Genomic DNA, 20,960 nt, shown 5'->3' with positions numbered 1-20,960 from the left:
GGTACAATCAATCTGTTTGGGTTCATCTATCGTTACAGTTCGAGTGAACTGTACTGTTCTGTATCTGCATTTACTACAGCGCTTCCACTACAAAATCCAAAAAGGATTGTGTGGCGATGACGTCTTCATTTTCGGGTTGGGGCAGAGGATTGATCGGTGTGCTGATCTTCAGTGGGTCTTTGCCCGCGACACGAGTGGCCGTAAGTGGATTTGACCCCCTTTTTCTGACCTCAGCTCGTGCCGTGCTGGCGACAGCTCTGGCACTGTGTTTGCTGGTCTTATTCAAAGAGCTGAAACCGTCGCGGTCGGACCTGGGATCCCTCATGACAGTGGCCTTGGGCGTCGTGATTGGCTTTCCTCTGCTAACAGCCATAGCCCTTCAGCACATCACGGCTGCGCATTCGATCGTCTTCATCGGGCTTTTGCCCTTGAGCACCGCCGCATTTGGCGCGTTGCGCGGCGGCGAACGACCGGCCGGAATGTTCTGGGTGTTTTCCGTCTTGGGGAGTGCGGCCGTGGTAGGTTTTGCCCTCACGCAAAGTGCGGAAGTGTCCCTGATCGGAGACCTGCTAATGCTGGCGGCCATCCTCGCCTGCGGATTGGGTTACGCCGAAGGGGCGCTGCTCTCGGGTAGATTGGGCGGCTGGCAGGTGATTTCCTGGGCGCTTGTCTTGTCATCACCGTTCATGGCCATTCTCGCAATCTTCACATGGCCTGACACAATTGCTGATTTGAGCATGCCTGTCTGGCTCAGCTTGGGATACGTCTCCATTTTTTCGATGCTGGTTGGATTTGTGTTTTGGTATCGCGGTCTGGCTCGCGGGGGCACAGCAGGTGTTGGGCAGCTACAACTGCTTCAACCGTTTTTCGGCTTGATCCTTGCAGCGGCCTTACTAGCGGAACCAATCGCGCCTTCGATGATCGGGGTAACGGTTTTCGTCGTGATTTGCGTGGCCGGTGCAAAGCACTTCGCGTAACGGCCCTGAGCTGCCGTTGGCCTACATATTTCAATGCTGCGGTCGCAGCCCGCTTTGCAGCCATTCGCTGTAGTTGCGAAAGCCAGCCGAGGTGAATTCTCACTCTGCGGTTGAAAGTGGCATCGCGACTTAGACTTGCTTCATTCATCGCTTGATTTCTAGAGTGAGAACAAACTCCAACCAGCTATCGATGCTGGGGTTCAAGAACTGGTGCCAGACACGAAGACAAATCTGAGGACACAGCGAATATGATTCTCTAGAACTTTCTGCAGTCTACTCGCGCCAATCAAACGATGTTCGTAACATCACAACCCAGTCTCGAGTTCACCAATAAAGAGTTCTAGAAACGATAAGTCGCGCCTAACACTGGCCCTGACTGATCAAATGTAAAATCGCTACCGTCGATCTCATGGTCAAACGAGATATAGCGATAGCCGCCGCGGATCAGCCATCTGTTGTTGATGGCATATTCGGCGGTCAACAGAACCTGCCATGTTTCACTGCCGCTGCGGAAACCTCCGTAGTCGACGAAACCGGTGCCGGACCATTTGTCCGAGAACCGGACGCGTGCTCTGGCGGCGATGACAGGGTCGGTCCAGCTGTCGTCGGCGGTTGTTGTCCTCCCCGGTGCCGCGCCAGGGAGAAGGGTGAACTCTGTATCAGTGCTGAACCACCGGAACCCTCCGGCGACATCCACCGAGATAGTTGGTGCTTCATACACTCGGTAGCCGACATAACCGCTTAGGTATTGCGTGGTAAATGATGTCTCGAGGCCCGAACTGGCGGGGCCGGGAGTGCTGTTGCTGAACGACAAATCTGTGTAGTTGTAATCTGCAAGTATAAGCCATCGTCCGTCGGTGGCCGAGAACGCTCCCATAAAGGCGAAATCTAGGTTTTCCAATGCATCAGAAAAACTGAGTGTACCATCCAGTGTCCCCATGGGGGTGCTTAAGGATGTTTCTGTTTCCGGCATGAACAGATAAATCGTGGCCTCGTAGGACCAATCGGATTGTTGTGCCGCAGCCGTTGTGGCTGCCGATGCCGATAGCGTTGCCGCGCATAAGCAACTTTTCACCCATAGTGACGAAAACATTCTGTTCCTCCCGACAAACATACAAGTTTCAATAAATTGTCGTTGGTTTGAAATTGTGTGGTCCTGATTTTCATTCCGCAGCTTCTTCCGTCGCCATCGAACTGTTGCCGACGCGATTGATATCTGTGTTCGGGAAAAACTCGGACCAAACGTGCCAGAATACGCCTGCGCGCAGGGTTTCTACACGTTTTAGCTGACCCTGATCCGAGTGACCCCAGAAATCGCATTTGGCCACCGGTTGACCCGAGTCGTTATACCAAACGCCCAGGCTTTCATATTTCGGATCCAGGCTGACCACGACATCCCGTCCTCCGACTTTGGCGGTCACGATCCAGTTGTTCTCGATGATGAAATCGTCGGTCCAGCAAGCGACATCTTGACCAATCGTAATTCCCCAGACGTAGGTTTTGTTCGGCAACCGGTGGTCTGAACGATCCATGTTGTCCATCACAGGAGCGTCTTCCTGATGTTGGCGTCCGATGCCCCAGCCAAAGGTGATCTCGGTCATCATGTCCAGCAGACGCAGCAAAGGGTTCGTGGATGGTTTGTTCAGAAACACCTCACCTTCTGGATAGGCTTTCTGAAACCCGCGGAATGTCATTCGAAAGGTGGGCCAAGGCCTCATTTGCGCTTCGGGCCGGAGAGGGCAAGCAGGACCCTCGGAGTTGGGGTCGCGATCCGCCTCGCGAAAACCGTAGATATGCTGGATCGGATCGCCCGTGTCGTTGTCACGCAGTATCAAGTTGTTGCCATGCTGGGCCAGAACCTCAAGGTTCAGGCGCCGTCCTTCTATTCGCGGTGTGTACCCCTGACCCAGATTGGCCATCGCGCAGTAAGTCATGACCACATCCTCGCCCCCCAGCCCATCTACATCGCCCGCCAAATGAGGGCGCATGATCTGCGCATCCGGGTGCGCGCGCGCGTGACCATTGTGTTCGATGACGATGACTGGCGCTGTTGGACCGACATATTTTCGCGCTTCCTCGATAGAAAAATACTGGGCGTCGTTGAGCTGGTTTCTCAGGCCCAAATGCACCCACACATAGGGAAACCCATAAAGAAGCAAGGTCAGCGCAGCCGTTACAAGCCAAAGCCAGAAAGGGCCGCCCCCCAAAAGGAAATGTGCAAGGGTTGCCACTACAAATCCGCCCAGGCCAATGCCAATCAGGCGGTATTCATGCCGGATAAAGCGCACCATATTCTCGCGCTTTACTTTCAGCAGCATTTGCGAGACATCGCCAAGGTCGCGGAAATAGACAAACCCGATTCCGAGTGACACGATCAATCCCAGTGCGAAAATTAAGCTGCCAACAATGCTGAGATCCTCGATTTTGGTGATTACAGTCCTTCGCGGTTCATTACGAAAGAACAGGCCTACTTCTGGGTCGACGCGCGCTTGATCATGAAAGCTTCAACGGCTTGCTGTGTCTCAGGACGAATGTTCTCAATCCCTTCATAAGGTATGCCGTAGGCGGGCGGAGTATCGGGGTATTTCTCTTTCCGCGCCTTGTGGCGGCCCAGTATACGTACGAATTCCTGTCCGCCCCAAGATCCGACTTCGGTTGAGACCGAGTATTCTTCGCGGGTGTCGCGGTAAAGATCGAAGAATTTTGCTAAAATTGCGCTCTCACCTGGTCCCGGCAGTTTGAGCTTGAGCTGATCCTTAACGATCGCCTCGGGTTTCGCGACCGAATAAATGATCACGTGATCGCGTCGCGCCTTCGATTCATCTGCAAACAGTAGCGCCGCCGACTGATCGACACCATCGACCAGACGGTCCCTGGGAATGAACTCATCCGCCCCTGCAAATCGCGAGAGCGTGGTGTAGAGGTCTGAGACGTGAATGATGCTGTTTAGCAACCCGTCGGCTTCAATCATGCCCGGCCAGCGGATGAAGGCATCGACGCGCACGCCACCTTCGGTCGTGTCGCCTTTACCACCCGCGTAAATCAGTGGGGTAAACCCGGATTGCGGCGCGTATTTGGTGAAATGCCCATTGTCGCCCATGACCACAACGATGGTGTTGTCGCTGAGCCCTAGATCATCCATTCGGGTGAACAGATCGCCCAGCCATTGATCCAGAAGCTGCATCTTGTCGACATACAAGCCACCATTGGCACTTTCCGGCCCGTCACGGCCGGCGCGGGTATTGTCCAGCGGGATCATCGGCCAATATTGCAGGAAGAACGGTGCGTCCCCTGAGGCCAAGCGGTCAAGTTCGGATAGGGTTTTGTCCTGAAACGCCTGGTTCATCTCGTCGTATTTCTCGGCGTTCCAGCGTTCTCCGGCTTTCATGCGGATTTCGCGAATGGGGCCGCCGGTCTCACCCTCGATGACGGTCATCATCGCCGAGGCATCCGGTCGGAACCAGCCATCCAGCGTGTATTTGTCGTCATAATCCCGGATTGCCACCGAGACCTGTTCCTTGATCGCATCATCGTTGAAGATGGTCAGTTGGCCCTGCTGGTGAATGGCGTGTTGAGCGTAATCAAAGCCCTGATTCATGGCCCAGCTTTCGGAAATGTCACCCATATGCCACTTGCCGACATGGCTGGTTGCATATCCTGCTTGTTTCAAAACCTCGGCCAGTGTCACTTCATTATCGGGCAACCCAAAGCCAGCGATATCAACCGTCGTGTCGCCCATTCCCATACGTACCGGCAAGCGACCGGTCATTTGTGCCACACGAGTCGGGGTGCATGACGGTTCAGTATACATCCGAACCATACGCATCGCTTCATCCGAAAAGTCGTTGATGTTCGGGGTGTCGTACCCACGAACAGCGTTGAGCTCGGGTATACCCATATCGCCAAAGCCCATATCGTCAATCAGAACGCTGACGATGTTTGGGGGTTGCCCATTGTTGCCGTCACGAAAAGCGGCCAGAGTCTGATCGACGGCAGCATCATCCTGCACCCATTGTTCCGCGTGTTGGGTTTGCAGAATGTAAAACTCAGCATCGTGTTGAATAGGTGCGTCCTGAGCCTGCAAAGGTGAGGTGGCAATGCCTGCACACAAAACCAGAAGCCATTGTTGTTTCATTCCATCTCTCCCAAGCTCGAAGCAAAGCTTCGGTTTTTGATCTTCGATGCGGTGACAATCTATAACATCGTTATATTCAAATAATTACCAATTTTGTGATCTCACTGCCAACTCATGAATACGTCGCGGGTCAGTTCGGATTCCGGGCGCAGGTTTTCTATGCCTTCATAAGGGGTACCTTTGCCAATCTCTGAATGGGGATACTTGGCGATCATCTTCTGGTGACGCTTGATCATATCTTGAAAAGATGCCCCGGCCCAAAGCGAGTAGCCCACCAAAGGATGTTCCTCGCGGGGGTCCCGATAGATATTATAAGTCGGAGCAGCCGCGCCGGGTTGGCCGGGTGCAGGAAGATGCATCTTGAACTCCTGCTTGACGACCGAGCGCAAGACAGGCCCTTCGTAGATATAGACATAGTCGCGCCGCCCGTTTCCCTCGCCGTTCAACAGCAAGGCCGTCTGGTCGATGCCGTCTATCACGCGGTCCCTTGGTATAAAGTCTGTGGCTCCGGCAATCCGCGCCATCGTGGTGAATATATCTGAGACATGAAAAATGTCACCGACTGCACTGTTGGCTTCGATCACACCAGGCCAGCGAATGAACGCATCAGTTCTTACGCCGCCTTCAAGATGCTGGGTCTTGCCACCGCGATAGATCAGCTGGTTCAGACCGGATGAGCCTTCGTAGTGATACATAAGGCCATTATCCGCCATCAGAACAACAATTGTGTTGTCCGCTTTGCCGGTTTCTTCAAGCTTGGCCAAAAGATCTCCGATCCAACCATCAAGCAGTTGCAGCTTGTCGGCATGAAACCCGCCATTTCGTGAAATTGCCTGATCAGGGTAGACGAAGTTCAACGGGTAAAGCGGCCAGTATTGTAAGAAGAATGGCGCATCCTCAGAAGCGACGCGTTCAAGTTGCTCCAGCGCCTGCCGTTGATATCGCTCGTTCATCTCTTCATATTTGGCCTGCGTCCACACCTCACCGGCTGACATTTCTACTTCCTGGGCGGGTCCACCGGCTTCGGCCTCGACACCGGTGACAAGGCCATATGGCTTGAACCGTTCATCCAGCAGGAACTGATTGTTCTGCCCCTCGGGCACATAACCGAGCATGGTGTTTGACCGCATTGCCTCGGGAGTCATCAGGCTCAGCTGTACTTGCTGGTGAAGTGGAAATGCGGCCCAATCGAACCCCTGATTGTGGGGGTACGATTGTTCGATGTCGCCTTGGTGCCATTTGCCGACATGCGCCGTATTGTAGCCGACCTGCTTCAGAATCTCGGGCAATGTCACTTCACTGGCCGGAAGGCCCTCGCCGACCAAAGCCACCTTGACCTCTTCCACACCTGCGCGAATTGGGTGGCGCCCTGTCAACATGGCGGTGCGGGTCGGGGTGCAGGAGGGTTCGGTATACATGCGCATCAGCGATAAACCTTCGGCGGCCAATTGATTGATGCTGGGTGTCTCGATCCCCATGACGTAATTCATCTTGCGGTCACCCATCTGACCAAAGCTAACGTCGTCGATTAGGATGTAGAGAAAATTAGGAGGCTTGCCGCCATTGGCGTCACGTATTTCGGCCAACTTGGCGTCGACTTCAACGTCTTGTGCATCCCATGCCTCACCAAACTGCGCGCGGAGGAATTCAAACTCGCCGTCATGAACAATGGGGGTTTCCTGAGCAAGCACGGAGCCAGCACCAATCAACAACGTAGGCAAGATATATCTAAGTTTCATGTCAAACCTCCAAATCTTTGTTCCGTACCGATTCCGCATGCGCGCCCTGAGCCCGCAGGAGTCCGTCAATACTGCTTCGCAGGTCCGAAAGGCTTTCTGCCAGATCGGCAAGGTAGCGTATCTGCAGAACTGACTGAGACTTTGATGGCGCCGCCAGTTCTGCAAAAACCTCTTTGTAGTCGCGGCAAATTTGATCGAACTCTTGGTCTTTTTCCCGCAGGTTCCGTAGCAGACGACCCGCTTTGGGAAATTGAGATTCAAAGAATTCATCATCCGTCATTGGCAGCGCTTTTTTAGGCATACTCCCTCTAAGCATGCATCCAAAAGAATATATATTGCACGTTTCAAGCCGCATGATACGGTAGCAACGTGACGTCAAACCCTTATTGTGAAAGGATAGTTTTTGAACGTCAGCGTGGGAAATCAGGATCAGACTGGTACTCAACACTTCTCGAGCGAGCAGGTGCGTGTCGCTTTAAATAAGGTTCTGGGGTCGGATGAATTTAAAGGATCCGCCCGCATGCGATCATTCCTGTCTTACGTTGTGACAGAAACACTGGAGGGTCGTTCCGACGAGATACGCGCTAAGACCATTGCAATGGATATTTATGGCTACGAGGCGGATGAGCTATTGAAACGCGAAGGTGTCGTGCGTGTGGATGCCGGACGTGTTCGGCGAAAGCTCCAAGCTTATTATGAAAGTAAAGGGGCCGCTGACGAACTGGTAATCTCATTGCCTGTCGGAAGTTACGCACCACAATTTTTGTCGGGCTCCGATCGAAGCAGACAAAGCTTACGCGTAAGGCAACGGGTTACCTTGGTCGTTATCTCGCTTTCAATTCTAGTAGCCGGTATTCTAACCGGCGTTCTGATCGGCCGCAGTTTGCAATCTGTTGCTCCAAAAACTGGCAAAACTGCGATCTACGACGTGTCTCCAGCCCGCGTCGAAGCAATGAACCTAAGCAACGCAGGCCGGGATCTAATTTTCCCGGTTACAGATTTGGCACGCCTTCAACCTGCGTTGTTGATATTTCAAACAGCAATTGAACGAGACCCGTTGTTCTACGGGGGGTACGCAGGCGCTTCTCAGGTCGAAACCATGTTCGCCATCATGAAATCCGGCAGTCCAAGTTCAAATGAGTTTTTGCGCGCGGCCGACAAGAATAGTGCTTATGCTTTGGAAATGGCTCCGGATGCAGCATGGTCGCTTTCAGCTCGGGCCTGGTTTGAATTTGGGGTGGGCAATTATGAAAGCGCGGTTGGATTATCCCAAAGGGCCGTAGACTTGGCACCCGATGATTCACATGTTGCTGAATTCGACGCCCTGATCTCCCTTTACACGTCCGATTTTGATCGGGTTCTGTCGCAATCAGTGAGATATAGAGCACTGGCCCAAAACGGTGGAGGGCTAGTTTTTGACAACGCATTGGGTGCGGCTCAGTTCCACACGGGAGACTATGCTGCCGCAATCCGAACGTTTGATAAAACAATATCTCGCGGTGGGCCGTTCGGACCAATTTCCGCAGCTTACCTTATGGCAGCCCACTGGAGGAACGGAGAACAAGCTGAGGCACAGCGGCTTGCAAGAGTATTTTCGGACACTTGGCCAAGCTTCCCCCTCGAAAAACTAAAGGCTCGGGTGTTTGTAGACCCACAGCCAGTTCAAGAGCTGATCAGTGCAATGATAGCTGCAGGTTGGTCAGGACCCGCCAAGCCCTGACGATTTTCTATAGGGTTTGTAATAATTCGTTCAGAGGCATGCGCTTCCAAGAAGGAGATGCGTTGGTTGTGAAGTGGACGAACCTCCAGACGAGATCAAAACAAAGTTCATCGATACCGAATGGGTGTGTGATGGACAGACAAAGGTCTGCTCTTGGCTCCCGATGAGATAATCTTTGCACTCGCAGCGAACTTCTGCTTCCCGCCCTTGGCACCGGAATCTTCCATTTATCCCGGGTATTCCGATGGGTTTCCGCGTGGCGCTGTGTTTTTAATAATGTGCTATTTTCAGCGCTATAGACGCTTTAAAGATGTACTTTTCAAAGAGATCCTCTTGCCTTTTCTTTGAAATTATACGATTTAGGGCGTCATGAACGCTGGAAGATCGCAAAATCTGAAGAAAGTTCTCGACTCGGTGCCCGCTGGGTATCTCGTCGATGCCAACTGGCTCACCGCCCATGGCATAGCCTACGAAACCTTTCGCGACTATGTAAAACGGGGCTGGCTCGAACGCGTTCACCGCGGCGTTTTCCGCCGACCTGTTCCCAATCCGCCCGCATCAAACACCATTGACTGGAAGGCCTGCCTGATCTCGATGCACTATATCATGGGCTATGATATTCATGTCGGCGGCAAAACTGCTCTCTCTCAACAGGGCTACGACCACTACCTGCATTTGGGAGACAACGCCCCTATCTGGATCTATGGCTACAAAATACCCAACTGGCTCACGAAGCTGCCACTCAATGCACCTATAGAAACGCGCAATACGTCGTTGTTCACTGACCAGGCACTTGGCGTTACAAATGACGACCTAAAATCTGAAAACTCCCTCCCGTGGGACTGGCAACTGCGCATGTCGGCCCCCGAACGGGCGGTCATGGAAGCTATGGACGAATTGCCGGACCATGAGAGTTTTCACAACCTCGACATGGTGTTCGAGGGCTTGACGACGCTACGACCTAAGTTGCTCTCGGCGCTCTTGTTGAGCTGCAAGAAAATAAAAATCAGGCGCCTCTTCTTCGTTTTTGCGGATCGCCACAATCACCCCTGGCGCAAACGACTTGATGCTGACGCCTTCAACCTCGGGACGGGGGATCGAGCATTGGTCAAAGGTGGCCGGATACATCCGCGATATCGTATCATGGTACCGGAAGAGTTCGCCACGACAGAGGCAGAAAATGGCGCGTAGGAACTATGAATCCCAGGTCGCCCTTCTCGTGCGTGTATTGCCTTACGTAGCGAAGGAAGAGATATTCGCGCTCAAGGGCGGGACAGCAATCAACCTCTTCTATCGCGATCTACCGCGGCTCTCGGTTGATATCGACCTGACATATCTGCCGATAAAAGAGCGCGAACAGAGCCTCGCCGAGATCAACGAAGCCATGGATCGTATCGCTAAGTCGATCGAAAGGGGCATCAACGGGGCCAAGGCTCAAAGAATAAAAGGAGGTGGGGGCGGCGCCACCCGCGTGCTTGCGCGTCTGGAAGGTGCAGAAGTCAAAATCGAAACCTCGCCAGTCACGCGCGGCGTTGTTCACGACCCCGAAACCCGGGCGGTCTCCGACGCTGTAGCAGACGCGTTTGGCTATGCAGAAATTCAGATCGTCTCATTCGAAGATTTGTTCGGCGGTAAGCTCCACGCAGCCGTGGATCGCCAGCATCCACGCGATCTCTATGATGTAAAGCTTCTCTATGAACACGAAGGACTGACGGATGATCTGTTCCGGACTTTCCTGATCTACATCGCCTGTTCGGCACGTCCGGCACACGAATTGCTGAATCCCAACCTGATTGCCCTAGATCAACCTTATGTGCGTGAGTTCGAGGGCATGACTAAGTCAGTCGTCGGCCTGGATGACCTACTGACGACGCGCAACCAACTGATTGCGGATATCCAATCTCGCTTCGACAAACCCACCAGACAATTCTTGCTCAGTCTGCAGGATGGCGCGCCGGATTTCGCCGTAATAGATCGACCGCAGGCCGCCAATCTTCCCGCCGTGCGTTGGAAGCTTCTCAATCTGGAGCGCCTAATCCGGGACAACCCGAAAAAGCACGCCGAGCAGAGGGAAGAACTCGAAAAACTCCTAGGTCACCTCTTCGACTGATTGAAATTCAGGGTCCGACTGTCACTGTGCCCTTAATTGCTGGACGTTAGCTTGAGAAAGTTGAGTAAAATCAGTGCTTGATTGTGCCTTTAATTTCCAGACTGTATCATTAATTACCGGACTGTGCCCTTAATTCCCGGACGGAGTGTCCTGTGGATAAGTCGCGTGGGGATGATCTTGTCTAATGAAGTAGAGAACTCAGAAGAAAGAGCGCTCGCAGTTGAACGGGCCAATGCGTTGCGTCCGATACTGGAACTTGAGGAGTCAGGGCAGGATATTGGACCGTTACTATTGGAAGCGGCCCAGAAGATGGGCGTTTCGAGAAGCACCGCATGGGATTATTACCGTCGCCTCAAGATAAATGATGGGCGCGCGAGCTCCTTACTCCCTAAACGACGCGGTCCGAAGTATGGTTCACGACGCTTGGAACCGGATGTAGAAAGCACAATTGAGCGCGTTCTACGTAAACACTACCTCGTTCCAGAACCACCAAGTTTTCTGAGGATCGTCAACGAGATCCGGGCGGAGTGCGCAGCGAGAGGCTATCGTCCTCCCACTCGGCGTACGATCAAGTCGCGTGTCGACGCTATGGATCAACGCGAAGTGATGCGGAAACGAAAAGGCGCAAAGGCGGCGAGGCAAGCTTTCGAACCGAGGGTAGGGGGCTTGGACGTGGAGCGCCCCTTGGAAGTAGTCCAAATCGATCACACTCTGGCTGACATCATTCTCGTCGATCAATTCGAGCGTAAGCCTTTGGGGCGACCTTGGCTGACTCTCGCAATCGATGTCGCGACCCGCGTTGTTCTGGGTGCGTATGTGAGTTTCGATACGCCGTCCGTCTTGTCCATCAGTTTGTGTCTGCACCATTGCGTGCGAACGAAGTCGATCCGCGCGCCAGAGATACTGGAGGAGTTGTATTGGCCTGCTGCTGGGATTCCGCAAGCCGTTCATGTTGACAACGGACGGGATTTCCGAAGCGACGCCTTCCAGTCGGCCTGTGCAGATTGGGGAATCTCAATCGAGTACAGGCCACCAGGTCGCGCGCATTATGGCGGCCACATCGAACGTCTGATAGGGACAACCATGGGCGCAGTTCATGTACTTCCGGGAACAACGCAATCATCCCCCAAGAACAGGGGGGATTACGACAGCTCTGACAATGCGGCAATGACATTGGAGGAGTTCGAGGATTGGCTGCACTTAGAGATATGTCGCTATCACAACACGCGTCACAGCGGATTGGGGAGAGCACCGCTCGCGGCTTGGGCAGACCTCGGTGGCGATGGCGCAAGCAGAAAGGTTGTCGATACCGAGGCGTTTCGCATCAGCTTTCTTCCTTCCGAACATCGACAGCTCGCTCGAACCGGGATCAAACTGTTTTCTGTCGGCTATTGGAGCGACGCATTCGGCCCAATGATCGGTCGTGGCGTTGGGAAGGTTACTGTCAAGTACGACCCTCGCGATATGTCCCAGATTTGGGCTGTAAATGACGAAGGACGGACCATAGTAGCGCGCTACAAGAATCTGTCGCGGCCACGGATTTCGCTTTGGGAGTCGCGGCGTGCGCGTGCGATATTTCACGAACGCCACGGCGGGACGATCCCGGAGGCGATGCTGTTTCAAATTATTGAAGAACAAAGGCGCATCGCGCACGCGGCAAAGCAGCAAACCCTGGCGGCGCGGCTGGAGGGTGAACGTCAAGCGCGACTTCCTAACGACAAAACCAGACGCGATCCATCCCGCGAGATGTTCGCGATCGATACCAGTAATCCGGATCTTCCTACCTACCCGATAGATGACATTCATGGAAACAAACGAAAGACTTGACCTGGTCCGTAGTGACCGGTGGATCGCATTCGATCGCGCAAATATTGTACTCAACAGGCTCACGTCTCTCATGGAGATGCCAAGACAGTCCCGGATGCCTGGCCTTATGGTTTACGGTAGTTCAGGGATAGGAAAGACCATGATCGCTAAGCGAATGGAAAGCCTGTACCCAACTCAATACGAAGCAGATATTGGCGTTACCCAAACACCGATCCTGTTATTGCAGGCGCCACCCGCTCCAGATGAGAGGCGATTTTATCAGCATATTCTGGCATCAATCGGTGCGCCTATGTGGGGGCGGCACACGGTGTCCGAACTTGAGGTGCGCGCCCTCAGCCACTTGCGCGACATGGACCTGAAGATGATCATGATCGACGAAGTCCACAACTTGCTGGCGGGCAGCTATCGCGAGCAACGGCGTTTCCTAAACATGCTGCGGTTCCTCGCTAATGATCTCTGTGCATCTCTCGTCGTCTTTGGTGTGAATGAAGCGGTCGACGCCATTCGCGGCGATGAACAACTGGCCCGGCGTTTGGACGAGCATTTCTTGCCGCTCTGGGAAGACGATATCGAGTTCTCTCGTCTTATCCAGACGCTGATTGCTGCGATGGAATTGGAGCGCGGATCCAGCCTCAGTGTGCATTCGCTTCGAACCATTCTGGGTGTGACCGGCGGTGTTACGTCGCGGGTATTCACGATGGTCAAGGCGCTTGCGATAGACGCTATCGAGACAGGCGAGGAGCGTATCACTGATGAGGCGGTTCAAGCCTGGCAACCGATCTGGGCAAAGCACAGCTGGAACATTCGAAGACAGCCCGTTCCGGTGTTTTAGTGACTATTCGTCCTCTGCCGAGGCGTCCTCCGCCGCTACAAGACGAATTGTTATCAAGTTGGGTCACCCGGCTTGCTGAAGTCAATTATTGCTCTGTTCCTGAATTGCTTGGCTATCTCGGGTTTTCGGGTGATAAGCCGCCGGAGACCAGTCACGATCTGCGAGGCGCAAATATCGAACGGTTCGGTACTCTGGCTCATCTGCCGTCGAGTGACATACAGAGCATGTTGCTCAAGCGTCGCGCAGGATTTCCAGTCGAATGTGTGCCCTGTTCAGACTTTCAGTACTGTCCGACATGTACGCGGAAAGTGCCTGGAGTTTCCCTGCGGCACTGGCGCTATGCTTGGTCTATGATCTGCAATTCCTGCGGTACTGGCCTGTTACCTCTCGGCACGACGCCAGGTGCAGAGTTTCAAGTTCCCTTACGGTTGGAAGTCCGAGCTTTGAAGGGCGCAGCGTGGTTGGAGCAACTGTATTGGCGCGGAAGTCAGCATGTTGTTCGGCAATTAGACTTGGCGCTACAGGTTGTACGGGTACTTGCGCCAGAACTTCGTCAAGCGGGGCTCTGCTCCAAATCCCGCCATGACCGGTATGCTATGCTCGCTGCTGTTCACCTATTGATGACGCGACCATTGGTGGCCGTATCTACTGCGATGCGTCGTGATCCTTCAGCACGAGATAGGCTACGCATGGCATTCCCTGGTCAACGCAATTTATTGGATCAACTCGTTCACTTTTCATGCAGTTCGCCAGCCCCGGCGAAAGATGATCGCAAAATTCAGAAGGCCTGGTTCCCGGCACGAAAATCCGACAACACAACTAAACCCGATTTTCTGGCAGCGGCGAAAATAGCAATCGAACAACTCGGTGTGAATGCGGACCGTGCGGAGTTGCTCCGATGTGCGGATCGCACCCTCGAAAAAAGTCGCCGTTAGCCTGTGGATATCCGAGAATTAAGGGCACAAAACCGGGTCAAATGTACGGCAATGTTTCTGCGTCCAGTAATTAAGGGCACAGTGACAGACGGCATTTAACCGAAAGGCGGCTGCAGCGATTACATGACTTGCCGCATCAGGATCTGGGCATCATACTGATCCGCCTCTCTGATCAACAGGGCGAGGGAAATGCACAAATCTGGTCTGATCTGACAAATACTCTCGAACCATCCGTGTGGCTATAGCGCTTCCAGACCTGCTCGCCGGTTCTATCCAGACGCTAAAGTGAGCAGACTAGTGAAGGGGTCGGGGTGGCCTGCTAGTGTTCCCGCCAACCTGAGTCATTGCCAAGGGATCAACTTAACTGAACCAACAATTTGAGATAGGGGCGGAGGGTGACGGCATCATTCAGGCGACGTCCTGAACAGAAAAACGGCCGCCCTTATCAGGGCGGCCGCAGTGATGTGCTTTGTTAATTACGCCCGCGAAACGTCGGGCGATTTTAGCACATGGGGAGTATCGTAGGCATCCAGATCCAGTTGATCTTCGGATTTCGCAATAATGACGGTGCAGGCAGCGTCGCCGGTAACGTTGAGCGATGTACGTGCCATGTCGAGAATGCGGTCGATGCCTGCGATGATGGCTACACCTTCCAAAGGCAGGCCGACCGAGCTCAGAACAAGCGACAGCATCACCAGCCCGGCACCCGGCACACCAGCGGTGCCGATGGAGGCAAGTGTCGACGTCAGAATAATTGTGACATATTCCGACATGCCCAGCTCTATCCCAAAGGCCTGTGCCACGAAAAGAGCCGCAACGCCTTGGTACATGGCGGTTCCGTCCATGTTGATTGTCGCGCCAAGCGGCAGCGTAAAGCTTGCAACCGACCGGTTCACGCCAAGGTTCTGCTGAACCGCCGTCATCGTGACCGGCAGTGTCCCCGAAGAGGACGTGCTGGTGAAGGCCACGATCTGGGGCTCGATGATGCCTTGGAAGAAGCGGATTGGGTTCAAGCGCGCAAGGATCGAAACAAGCCCGCCATAAACAATGACGGCATGCAGAAAGCAACCAATATAGAGCGCAGCAATCACGGTTCCCAAAGGCAACAGGAGATCCAGACCATAGGTTCCGGCGACCCAGGCCATCAGTGCAAACACACCATATGGTGCAAAACTGATCACAATCTCAGTCAGCTTCAAGATGACGGAATTTAGGGCTTCAAAGAAATCCCTGACCGGCTTTCCAGCGTCACCCACCAGGTTGATAGCCAGACCGAACATAATCGCAAAGAAAATGATCTGAAGCACGTTGCCATCCGCGGCAGCGGCGATTGGGTTTTTGGGAACGATCCCGATAAGCTGCTGGATGAAAGGCGGAGACGCTTTGGGTTCCATTGCGGCTGCGGTGCTCAGATCAATTCCTGCGCCGGGTTGCAACAGCAGGCCCAAAGCGAGTCCAATCGTGATCGCGAATGCAGTTGTGCCCAGATAGAATACAATCGACTTCAGGCCAATTCGCCCCATGCGGGCCATGTCGCTGACCGATGTCATACCGCAAACGAGCGATACGAAGATCAACGGGACAATCAGCATTTTGATTAGCGACAGGAACAGGGTTCCAATGTTCTTGATCATGCCCGCAATTGCTGCGTTTCCGGTTGCGTTCAGCAACACGCCCGTAACCACACCAAGAACAAGCGCGATCACGATTTGCTTCCAAAGAAGCATATTCCTCCAAGGTGCCATAAACCCTGTTTTTCGACTGGTATTCATCAATAGGTTCTCCCTTTCCATGGCAGTCAACTGGAATGAGCTGCCTGCAGTCGCCGCAAGGTAACACCGTCGTGCCGATCATGGTCGCGCAAATAGAGAAACAGCATTGCAATATTTGCAATGCCGTTTCTTCGGTCGGATAAAGTGTCGGTGGCGCCTAGAATTTTGCGAGCTGTACACATTTGCGGGCGAGCACATCGGTCGGGTCGACAGGAAGCGCCCCCAATGCGTCTGCGCTTTCGGTCACGACGAGCGGCAATTCCGTACAGCCGAGAATGATTGCCTCGGCTCCGCGCGCAACCAGATGGGAAAAGGCTCGGCTAATATGCTCTTTGCAGAGACCGTCGGTGTATCCAGCTTTGACGCCAAGCGGGCCATAAATTGAATCCATGACCAGGTTTTGATGATCGTCATCGGGAGTGATGTGGGCAAGGCCTGCCTCATCAAGTGCTTTTTGATACAAACCACTTTGTATTGTTCCATCCGTGCCGAGGATCCCGACCACACGCGTCTCTGGGGTGGTTTCTTTAATGTGTTCAGTGGTCGCGGCGAGGATACTGATGATCGGAATATCAAGGTGGCGCTGAATCCGATCGACATACGCGTGGGCGGTGTTGCAAGGGATGACCAGCATGTCAGCACCACCGCGTTCCAGTTTTTTGCAGGTAGAATAGAGGGCGACAGTTGGATCGGTGCCTGCGCGGACCAGATTTTCAGTGCGGTCAGGAATTTGCGGGTTCTGTTCAACCAAGACTTTTATGTGATCCTGATCGCGGGTCGCCTCGGTCCCTTTGACCAGTTTGGCAAGGAAATCTACGGTTGCGGCAGGTCCGACACCGCCGACCACTCCAACTTTGAACCGGTGACGGCGGTCTGGCTGGGTCTCTTGCAGGGCGTAGTCCGCGTAAACCGCCGCCGTGTCTATGGCCGTCATGTTGTCTGGCAGGTCAAGCTGGTTGAGCAACAAGGGCAGCTCAGAAAGACCGGGCACAAACACGGTCGCGCCTTGTTCGAATAGGTTGGTCAGGGCGGCATTTATGGGTCTCAGAACGTCTTCATTGCAGTGTCCTGCTTTGAAACCGATGCGTCCATATACGGCCTCCATGACGGCACTTTCCAGATCTCCCTGGGGATGGAGGATCTGTATTTCCCTGCCAAACAGGTTCTCGAACAAACCAGTTTTCCTGACAAAAGGCGTCGTGATGACACCAATCTTTGTCGGCTCGGGACGCAGTCTGGTAACGGCAGCGGCGATCGCCTCTGTCATGCTGATCAGCTTCAGTTCAAGCTCGTCCTGCAGTTCATGCAGAAAGCTATGGGTGACAAAACATGGAAGCAGCGCCACGTCACATCCATCCCGTTCCATGCGGGACAGTGTGTCAAAAACATAGAGTTTTCGGTGTGTTGGGCTGTAGCTCAGCTCTTTGGGGGAGGCTGGCTCGCGCAGCGGTTTCTGGTGAAATATCAATTCCCTGTGGTCTTCTTCCGACCTGACCGGTGTCCTTTGAACAATTCTGTTCAGCAGGTCGGCTCCGGCAAGGGCGCCCAGGCCGCCAACGATTCCTATGCGTAAAGATTGGTTTTTGTTCATTGGGCAATCTCCGGAGCCCTGCCGTGCATGTGCTGCAATGCAGTCTCGGCAAGCTCTTCTGGCAAACCGGGTTTTGCGGCCTCTTGCAGGTTCAAGCCATGCGCCTGTGCATATTTTGCAAGTTTGGTGGCAGCCTCATATCCGATCACCGGGGCCAGTGCGGTGACATGTACAAGGCTGTTGCTCAGCAACATCTCGCATCTTTTCTCATCCGCAACGATACCGTCCACGCAGCGGGTGCGCAGCACATTCATTGCATTGGTCAGAGACCCCATGGTTTCCAACACTTTATGGATGATGACCGGCTCCATCGCGTTGAGCTGGAACTGGCCGGCCTCGGCGGCCATTGTGACGGTCAGGTCATTTCCGATTGCCTGATAGCAAACCTGATTTACAACTTCGGGAATAACCGGGTTTATCTTGCCGGGCATAATGGACGATCCTGCCTGAACCGCGGGCAGAGTGATTTCTCCAAGCCCAGCCCGCGGCCCAGAGGACATCAGGCGTAAATCATTACAGATCTTAGACAGTTTGATGCCAACCCGCTTGAGCGTGCTTGAGAACATCACAAAGGCACCCAGATCAGATGAAGCCTCAATCAGGTCCGGGGCCAGTTGAAGCGGCTCGCCGGTAATGTCGCGCAAATGCGCCAAAGCGACTTCGCCAAACCTTTCGGGGGCATTGATGCCGGTGCCAATGGCCGTGCCTCCAAGGTTCACTTCTGTCAGAAGGCGCGACAGGTCCCTCAACCGGTCGGCATCCTCGTTGATTGTTGTGGCAAACCCCCGGAACTCCGCACCAAGTGGCATGGGTACAGCGTCCTGAAGTTGGGTACGCCCGACCTTCATAATATGCTGAAACTCACATGCCTTTTGGTCGAAGGATTTGGTTAGAAGATGCATTGCTTCAATCATAGGCGCGATCCTGGACAGAACAGCCAGACGGATTGCTGTGGGGTAAACGTCATTTGTGGATTGTGACCGGTTCACGTCATCATTCGGGTGAAGCTGGCTGTAATCGCCATGATCTGCCCCAAGCTTTTCCAGCCCAAGATTTGCAATAACTTCATTGGCATTCATATTGGTCGATGTGCCAGCACCACCCTGCATGACATCAACAACAAACTGATCGTGATGGCCCCCGGCAATGATCTTGTCACAGACATCCGTAATGGCCGACGCTTTCCGGAGGGGCAGGACACCCAGGTCCTTGTTGGCCATAGCACAGGCCTTTTTGACCGACGCCAGTCCGACAATCAATTCCGGATAGTGGCTGATCGCCACCCCCGTAATCGGGAAATTTTCCAGTGCCCGCTGGGTCTGGCTGCCCCAGGTCGCTGCCAGCGGGATCTTTACCGGGCCAAGGCTGTCGGATTCTGTTCTGTGTTGTTTCATGATCTGAGACCTTTTTGTGGTCTTGCGGCCTGCATCAAATGCGAGGGGCCGAGACTCTGTGAGTGTGTTGGTCTGACCGTACCGCCATCAAGTCCGCTCACCCATGACAACTTTCGCAAAGGTGTTGCGAATTTTGCAACATGCTTCTACCGTGTGAAGTTTCTGCAATTGGAGAATTTAGATGGAGATCGATTGGCTGGAAGACTTCTTGGCACTTTCAGCTGCTGGGGTATTTGCCCGCGCGGCGGATGCGCGCAACATAAGCCAGTCGGCTTTCACGCGGCGGATCAAAAACCTGGAAAACTGGACCGGGACCCCATTGTTTGACAGGAGCGTACACCCGGTTGAGCTTACGTCAGCAGGTCATGCATTCAAGCAAACCGCAATCGACACGGTTGCCGCATTAAAGCAATCCAAAAGCGATATCCGTGGCTTATCTCGTCAGGAAGCATCGGTGCTTGATTTCGTCGCGCTTCATTCTTTGGCAATTTCCTTCTTCCCGAACTGGCTGACACGAATGTCCAGCCATCTTGGTCCCACCAAAACCAGGCTGGTCGCGGAAAACTTCTCCGGCTGCGCCGAGGCAATTTTATCCGGAAGCGCAGACTTTATGTTGTGCTATTCCCATCCGACCGTGCCCACTATTTCAGATGAAAACCGATACCCGTCTTCGACCATCGCAAAAGACCGGATCATTGCCGTCAGCGTTGTCGATGCTGATGGGCGAGCCAAATACAGCTTCGAAGGGAAAAGCCCGGTTCCATTCCTGTCATACACTCCTGACAGTTTTCTGGGCCGCGTGTCCCAGGTTTGTCTGGATCGCGGAGGTCTGAGTCACATTGTGAGCCCCATCTATGAAAACTCCGTTGCCGAGGCGCTTAAGTCCGCTTGTCTTGCGGGAATTGGCGTTGCATTCCTTCCCGAAAGCGCGGCGGATCGAGAGTTGAAAGACGGGAGTTTGCAGAAGATCAGCCAACCAGAATTCGAGCTTTCAATCGACATCAAACTCTACCGTTCGATCGAGAGGTCCCGAGCAGAGTTGGAACGCTTTTGGATGATGGCTCAAAACCTGTAAGGCACATCGCAAGTCTGTAATGGAGAAGGGTGATGCTTACGGCGGGTTTCCTGGCCCTTACTCTGTTTCGGCGACCATCTTTCTGAAATTCGTACCGCGCGGGTTGGAAACGTGGGTGTATAGAACAATATCCAGCGGCAGGCGGCCGTATTCCGGAGAGAGGATGACGGCATCGCCAGTAATTATGTGATTCTGGATGAGCGAGTGAGGAACCCAGGCAGCGCCGCTTCCTTCCAAAACCATCTGGGAGATCCCCACCGAAAACGCGCTTTCCACAGCCGATCTTCCCGTCCAGGCACGGTCCGCTTTAGCTTGATGCAGTAACACAATCTGCCCAAAAAAGCTGTCTGCGGGGAAATCAATGCAGGGGGCTTCCGGTGGTAGGATCTGACCTTCCAGCAGCTCATATTTTAATGCGCCTCCGACGACCGGAAGCAAAGTGTCCCGCCGCCAAATGTAACGATCAACGGTGTCATCGAAAGGCACCTGGGGCAGCTCACGGAATTCATAGCTCACCAGAATGTCGCATTCATGGCGCAGGAATGTGGACATCGCTGTCACTTGGTTCTGCGTGCGCAATCGGATTTGCGGCAATCCGCTGCGTGCGCGGAGTTTGCGAAGAATCTCCGGAACGACGGACACCGAAAGCGAGTGCTGCGTCGCCATCACCAGCGGTTCTCCGATGCCTTCCGGGTTATTAAGATGCCCATGCAATTGCCGCAAATGCGCGAGCAGCGACCGGATTTGAGGTTCGCTTTGTAGTAGCGTCGGAGACAGCTCTACCCGGTTGGCCTCACGAACCAGCAAGCTTTTTCCGATCCAATGTTCCAGTGATCGAATGCGCCGCGAAAAG

Annotated in this window: 17 protein-coding genes; 8 read left to right on the top strand and 9 right to left on the bottom strand. The window is 53.8% G+C overall.

Annotation, left to right across the window (positions count from 1 at the left end; all coding sequences use genetic code 11):
* Positions 1-116: 116 nt before the first annotated feature.
* A complete protein-coding gene (locus AC2FNN_RS15885) occupies positions 117-977 on the top strand; it encodes a DMT family transporter (protein ID WP_496759484.1) in 861 nt (286 codons plus the stop codon).
* Positions 978-1,317: 340 nt separating this feature from the next.
* Here the strand turns inward: AC2FNN_RS15885 and AC2FNN_RS15880 are convergent, their stop codons facing one another.
* From AC2FNN_RS15880 to AC2FNN_RS15860, 5 genes are all read right to left on the bottom strand, one after another.
* Positions 1,318-2,070 carry an outer membrane protein gene (locus AC2FNN_RS15880; protein WP_171724058.1) on the bottom strand — a complete coding sequence of 251 codons (753 nt, stop codon included), beginning with the start codon at positions 2,068-2,070 and terminating at the stop codon, positions 1,318-1,320.
* 70 nt (positions 2,071-2,140) lie between these two features.
* On the bottom strand, positions 2,141-3,349 hold the full coding sequence (locus AC2FNN_RS15875) for a DUF3179 domain-containing (seleno)protein (protein ID WP_496759483.1): 1,209 nt from the start codon (positions 3,347-3,349) through the stop codon (positions 2,141-2,143).
* A 95-nt stretch (positions 3,350-3,444) separates the two neighbouring features.
* Positions 3,445-5,112, bottom strand: coding sequence for a sulfatase-like hydrolase/transferase (locus AC2FNN_RS15870; protein WP_480535238.1), 1,668 nt, complete (start codon positions 5,110-5,112; stop codon positions 3,445-3,447).
* Between the two features lie 101 nt (positions 5,113-5,213).
* Positions 5,214-6,851, bottom strand: coding sequence for a sulfatase-like hydrolase/transferase (locus AC2FNN_RS15865; RefSeq protein WP_480535239.1), 1,638 nt, complete (start codon positions 6,849-6,851; stop codon positions 5,214-5,216).
* A 1-nt stretch (position 6,852) separates the two neighbouring features.
* Positions 6,853-7,152: a hypothetical protein gene (locus tag AC2FNN_RS15860; RefSeq protein ID WP_480535240.1), complete on the bottom strand. Its 300-nt coding sequence runs from the start codon at positions 7,150-7,152 to the stop codon at positions 6,853-6,855.
* Between the two features lie 102 nt (positions 7,153-7,254).
* Between AC2FNN_RS15860 and AC2FNN_RS15855 the strand changes: the two genes are divergently transcribed.
* The 6 genes from AC2FNN_RS15855 to AC2FNN_RS15830 all read left to right on the top strand — a co-directional run bounded on the left by AC2FNN_RS15855 (position 7,255) and on the right by AC2FNN_RS15830 (position 14,275).
* A complete protein-coding gene (locus AC2FNN_RS15855; protein ID WP_480473220.1) occupies positions 7,255-8,571 on the top strand; it encodes a tetratricopeptide repeat protein in 1,317 nt (438 codons plus the stop codon).
* 369 nt (positions 8,572-8,940) lie between these two features.
* Entirely contained in the window at positions 8,941-9,762 is an 822-nt protein-coding gene (locus tag AC2FNN_RS15850; protein ID WP_496759482.1) for a type IV toxin-antitoxin system AbiEi family antitoxin domain-containing protein, read from the top strand.
* On the top strand, positions 9,752-10,681 hold the full coding sequence (locus AC2FNN_RS15845; protein ID WP_171238899.1) for a nucleotidyl transferase AbiEii/AbiGii toxin family protein: 930 nt from the start codon (positions 9,752-9,754) through the stop codon (positions 10,679-10,681). Before AC2FNN_RS15850 ends, AC2FNN_RS15845 begins: the two co-directional genes overlap by 11 nt.
* A 177-nt stretch (positions 10,682-10,858) precedes the next feature.
* Positions 10,859-12,508 (top strand): transposase, encoded by a 1,650-nt coding sequence (locus tag AC2FNN_RS15840; protein WP_496759481.1) that lies wholly within the window; start codon positions 10,859-10,861, stop codon positions 12,506-12,508.
* Positions 12,477-13,340 carry a TniB family NTP-binding protein gene (locus AC2FNN_RS15835; protein WP_496759480.1) on the top strand — a complete coding sequence of 288 codons (864 nt, stop codon included), beginning with the start codon at positions 12,477-12,479 and terminating at the stop codon, positions 13,338-13,340. Before AC2FNN_RS15840 ends, AC2FNN_RS15835 begins: the two co-directional genes overlap by 32 nt.
* Positions 13,340-14,275 carry a TniQ family protein gene (locus AC2FNN_RS15830; protein WP_496759479.1) on the top strand — a complete coding sequence of 312 codons (936 nt, stop codon included), beginning with the start codon at positions 13,340-13,342 and terminating at the stop codon, positions 14,273-14,275. The genes AC2FNN_RS15835 and AC2FNN_RS15830 overlap by 1 nt, the downstream gene beginning before the upstream one ends.
* A 476-nt stretch (positions 14,276-14,751) precedes the next feature.
* Here the strand turns inward: AC2FNN_RS15830 and AC2FNN_RS15825 are convergent, their stop codons facing one another.
* The 3 genes from AC2FNN_RS15825 to AC2FNN_RS15815 all read right to left on the bottom strand — a co-directional run bounded on the left by AC2FNN_RS15825 (position 14,752) and on the right by AC2FNN_RS15815 (position 19,032).
* The gene (locus AC2FNN_RS15825) at positions 14,752-16,002 is read right to left on the bottom strand and encodes a dicarboxylate/amino acid:cation symporter (RefSeq protein WP_496759478.1); all 1,251 of its coding nucleotides are present in this window, start codon (positions 16,000-16,002) and stop codon (positions 14,752-14,754) included.
* Between the two features lie 202 nt (positions 16,003-16,204).
* The gene (gene cuyB / locus AC2FNN_RS15820; protein ID WP_496759477.1) at positions 16,205-17,638 is read right to left on the bottom strand and encodes a cysteate racemase; all 1,434 of its coding nucleotides are present in this window, start codon (positions 17,636-17,638) and stop codon (positions 16,205-16,207) included.
* Entirely contained in the window at positions 17,635-19,032 is a 1,398-nt protein-coding gene (locus tag AC2FNN_RS15815; protein ID WP_496759476.1) for an aspartate ammonia-lyase, read from the bottom strand. Before AC2FNN_RS15815 ends, cuyB begins: the two co-directional genes overlap by 4 nt.
* 181 nt (positions 19,033-19,213) lie before the next feature.
* On the opposite strand from AC2FNN_RS15815, the gene AC2FNN_RS15810 reads away from it, so the two are divergent.
* Positions 19,214-20,107 carry a LysR family transcriptional regulator gene (locus AC2FNN_RS15810; RefSeq protein ID WP_496759475.1) on the top strand — a complete coding sequence of 298 codons (894 nt, stop codon included), beginning with the start codon at positions 19,214-19,216 and terminating at the stop codon, positions 20,105-20,107.
* A gap of 57 nt (positions 20,108-20,164) precedes the next feature.
* Here AC2FNN_RS15810 and AC2FNN_RS15805 read toward each other — a convergent pair.
* The coding region (locus AC2FNN_RS15805; RefSeq protein ID WP_496759474.1) for a LysR substrate-binding domain-containing protein at positions 20,165-20,960 on the bottom strand (796 nt) is incomplete at its 5' end.

The organism is Ruegeria sp. BHSA118, from assembly GCF_059613405.1.
The sequence above is the reverse complement of the archived record's forward strand: the minus strand, read 5'-3'. Positions and strand labels throughout refer to the sequence as shown.

Excerpts from the sequence above, each read along its gene's own strand:
- AC2FNN_RS15815 (WP_496759476.1), bottom strand. The coding sequence starts at position 19,032 with ATGAAACAACACAGAACAGAATCCGACAGCCTTGGCCCGGTAAAGATC.
- AC2FNN_RS15865 (WP_480535239.1), bottom strand. The coding sequence starts at position 6,851 with ATGAAACTTAGATATATCTTGCCTACGTTGTTGATTGGTGCTGGCTCC.
- AC2FNN_RS15810 (WP_496759475.1), top strand. The coding sequence starts at position 19,214 with ATGGAGATCGATTGGCTGGAAGACTTCTTGGCACTTTCAGCTGCTGGG.
- AC2FNN_RS15880 (WP_171724058.1), bottom strand. The coding sequence starts at position 2,070 with ATGTTTTCGTCACTATGGGTGAAAAGTTGCTTATGCGCGGCAACGCTA.
- AC2FNN_RS15860 (WP_480535240.1), bottom strand. The coding sequence starts at position 7,152 with ATGCCTAAAAAAGCGCTGCCAATGACGGATGATGAATTCTTTGAATCT.
- AC2FNN_RS15845 (WP_171238899.1), top strand. The coding sequence starts at position 9,752 with ATGGCGCGTAGGAACTATGAATCCCAGGTCGCCCTTCTCGTGCGTGTA.
- AC2FNN_RS15835 (WP_496759480.1), top strand. The coding sequence starts at position 12,477 with ATGACATTCATGGAAACAAACGAAAGACTTGACCTGGTCCGTAGTGAC.
- AC2FNN_RS15850 (WP_496759482.1), top strand. The coding sequence starts at position 8,941 with ATGAACGCTGGAAGATCGCAAAATCTGAAGAAAGTTCTCGACTCGGTG.
- AC2FNN_RS15825 (WP_496759478.1), bottom strand. The coding sequence starts at position 16,002 with ATGCTTCTTTGGAAGCAAATCGTGATCGCGCTTGTTCTTGGTGTGGTT.
- cuyB (WP_496759477.1), bottom strand. The coding sequence starts at position 17,638 with ATGAACAAAAACCAATCTTTACGCATAGGAATCGTTGGCGGCCTGGGC.
- AC2FNN_RS15885 (WP_496759484.1), top strand. The coding sequence starts at position 117 with ATGACGTCTTCATTTTCGGGTTGGGGCAGAGGATTGATCGGTGTGCTG.
- AC2FNN_RS15870 (WP_480535238.1), bottom strand. The coding sequence starts at position 5,112 with ATGAAACAACAATGGCTTCTGGTTTTGTGTGCAGGCATTGCCACCTCA.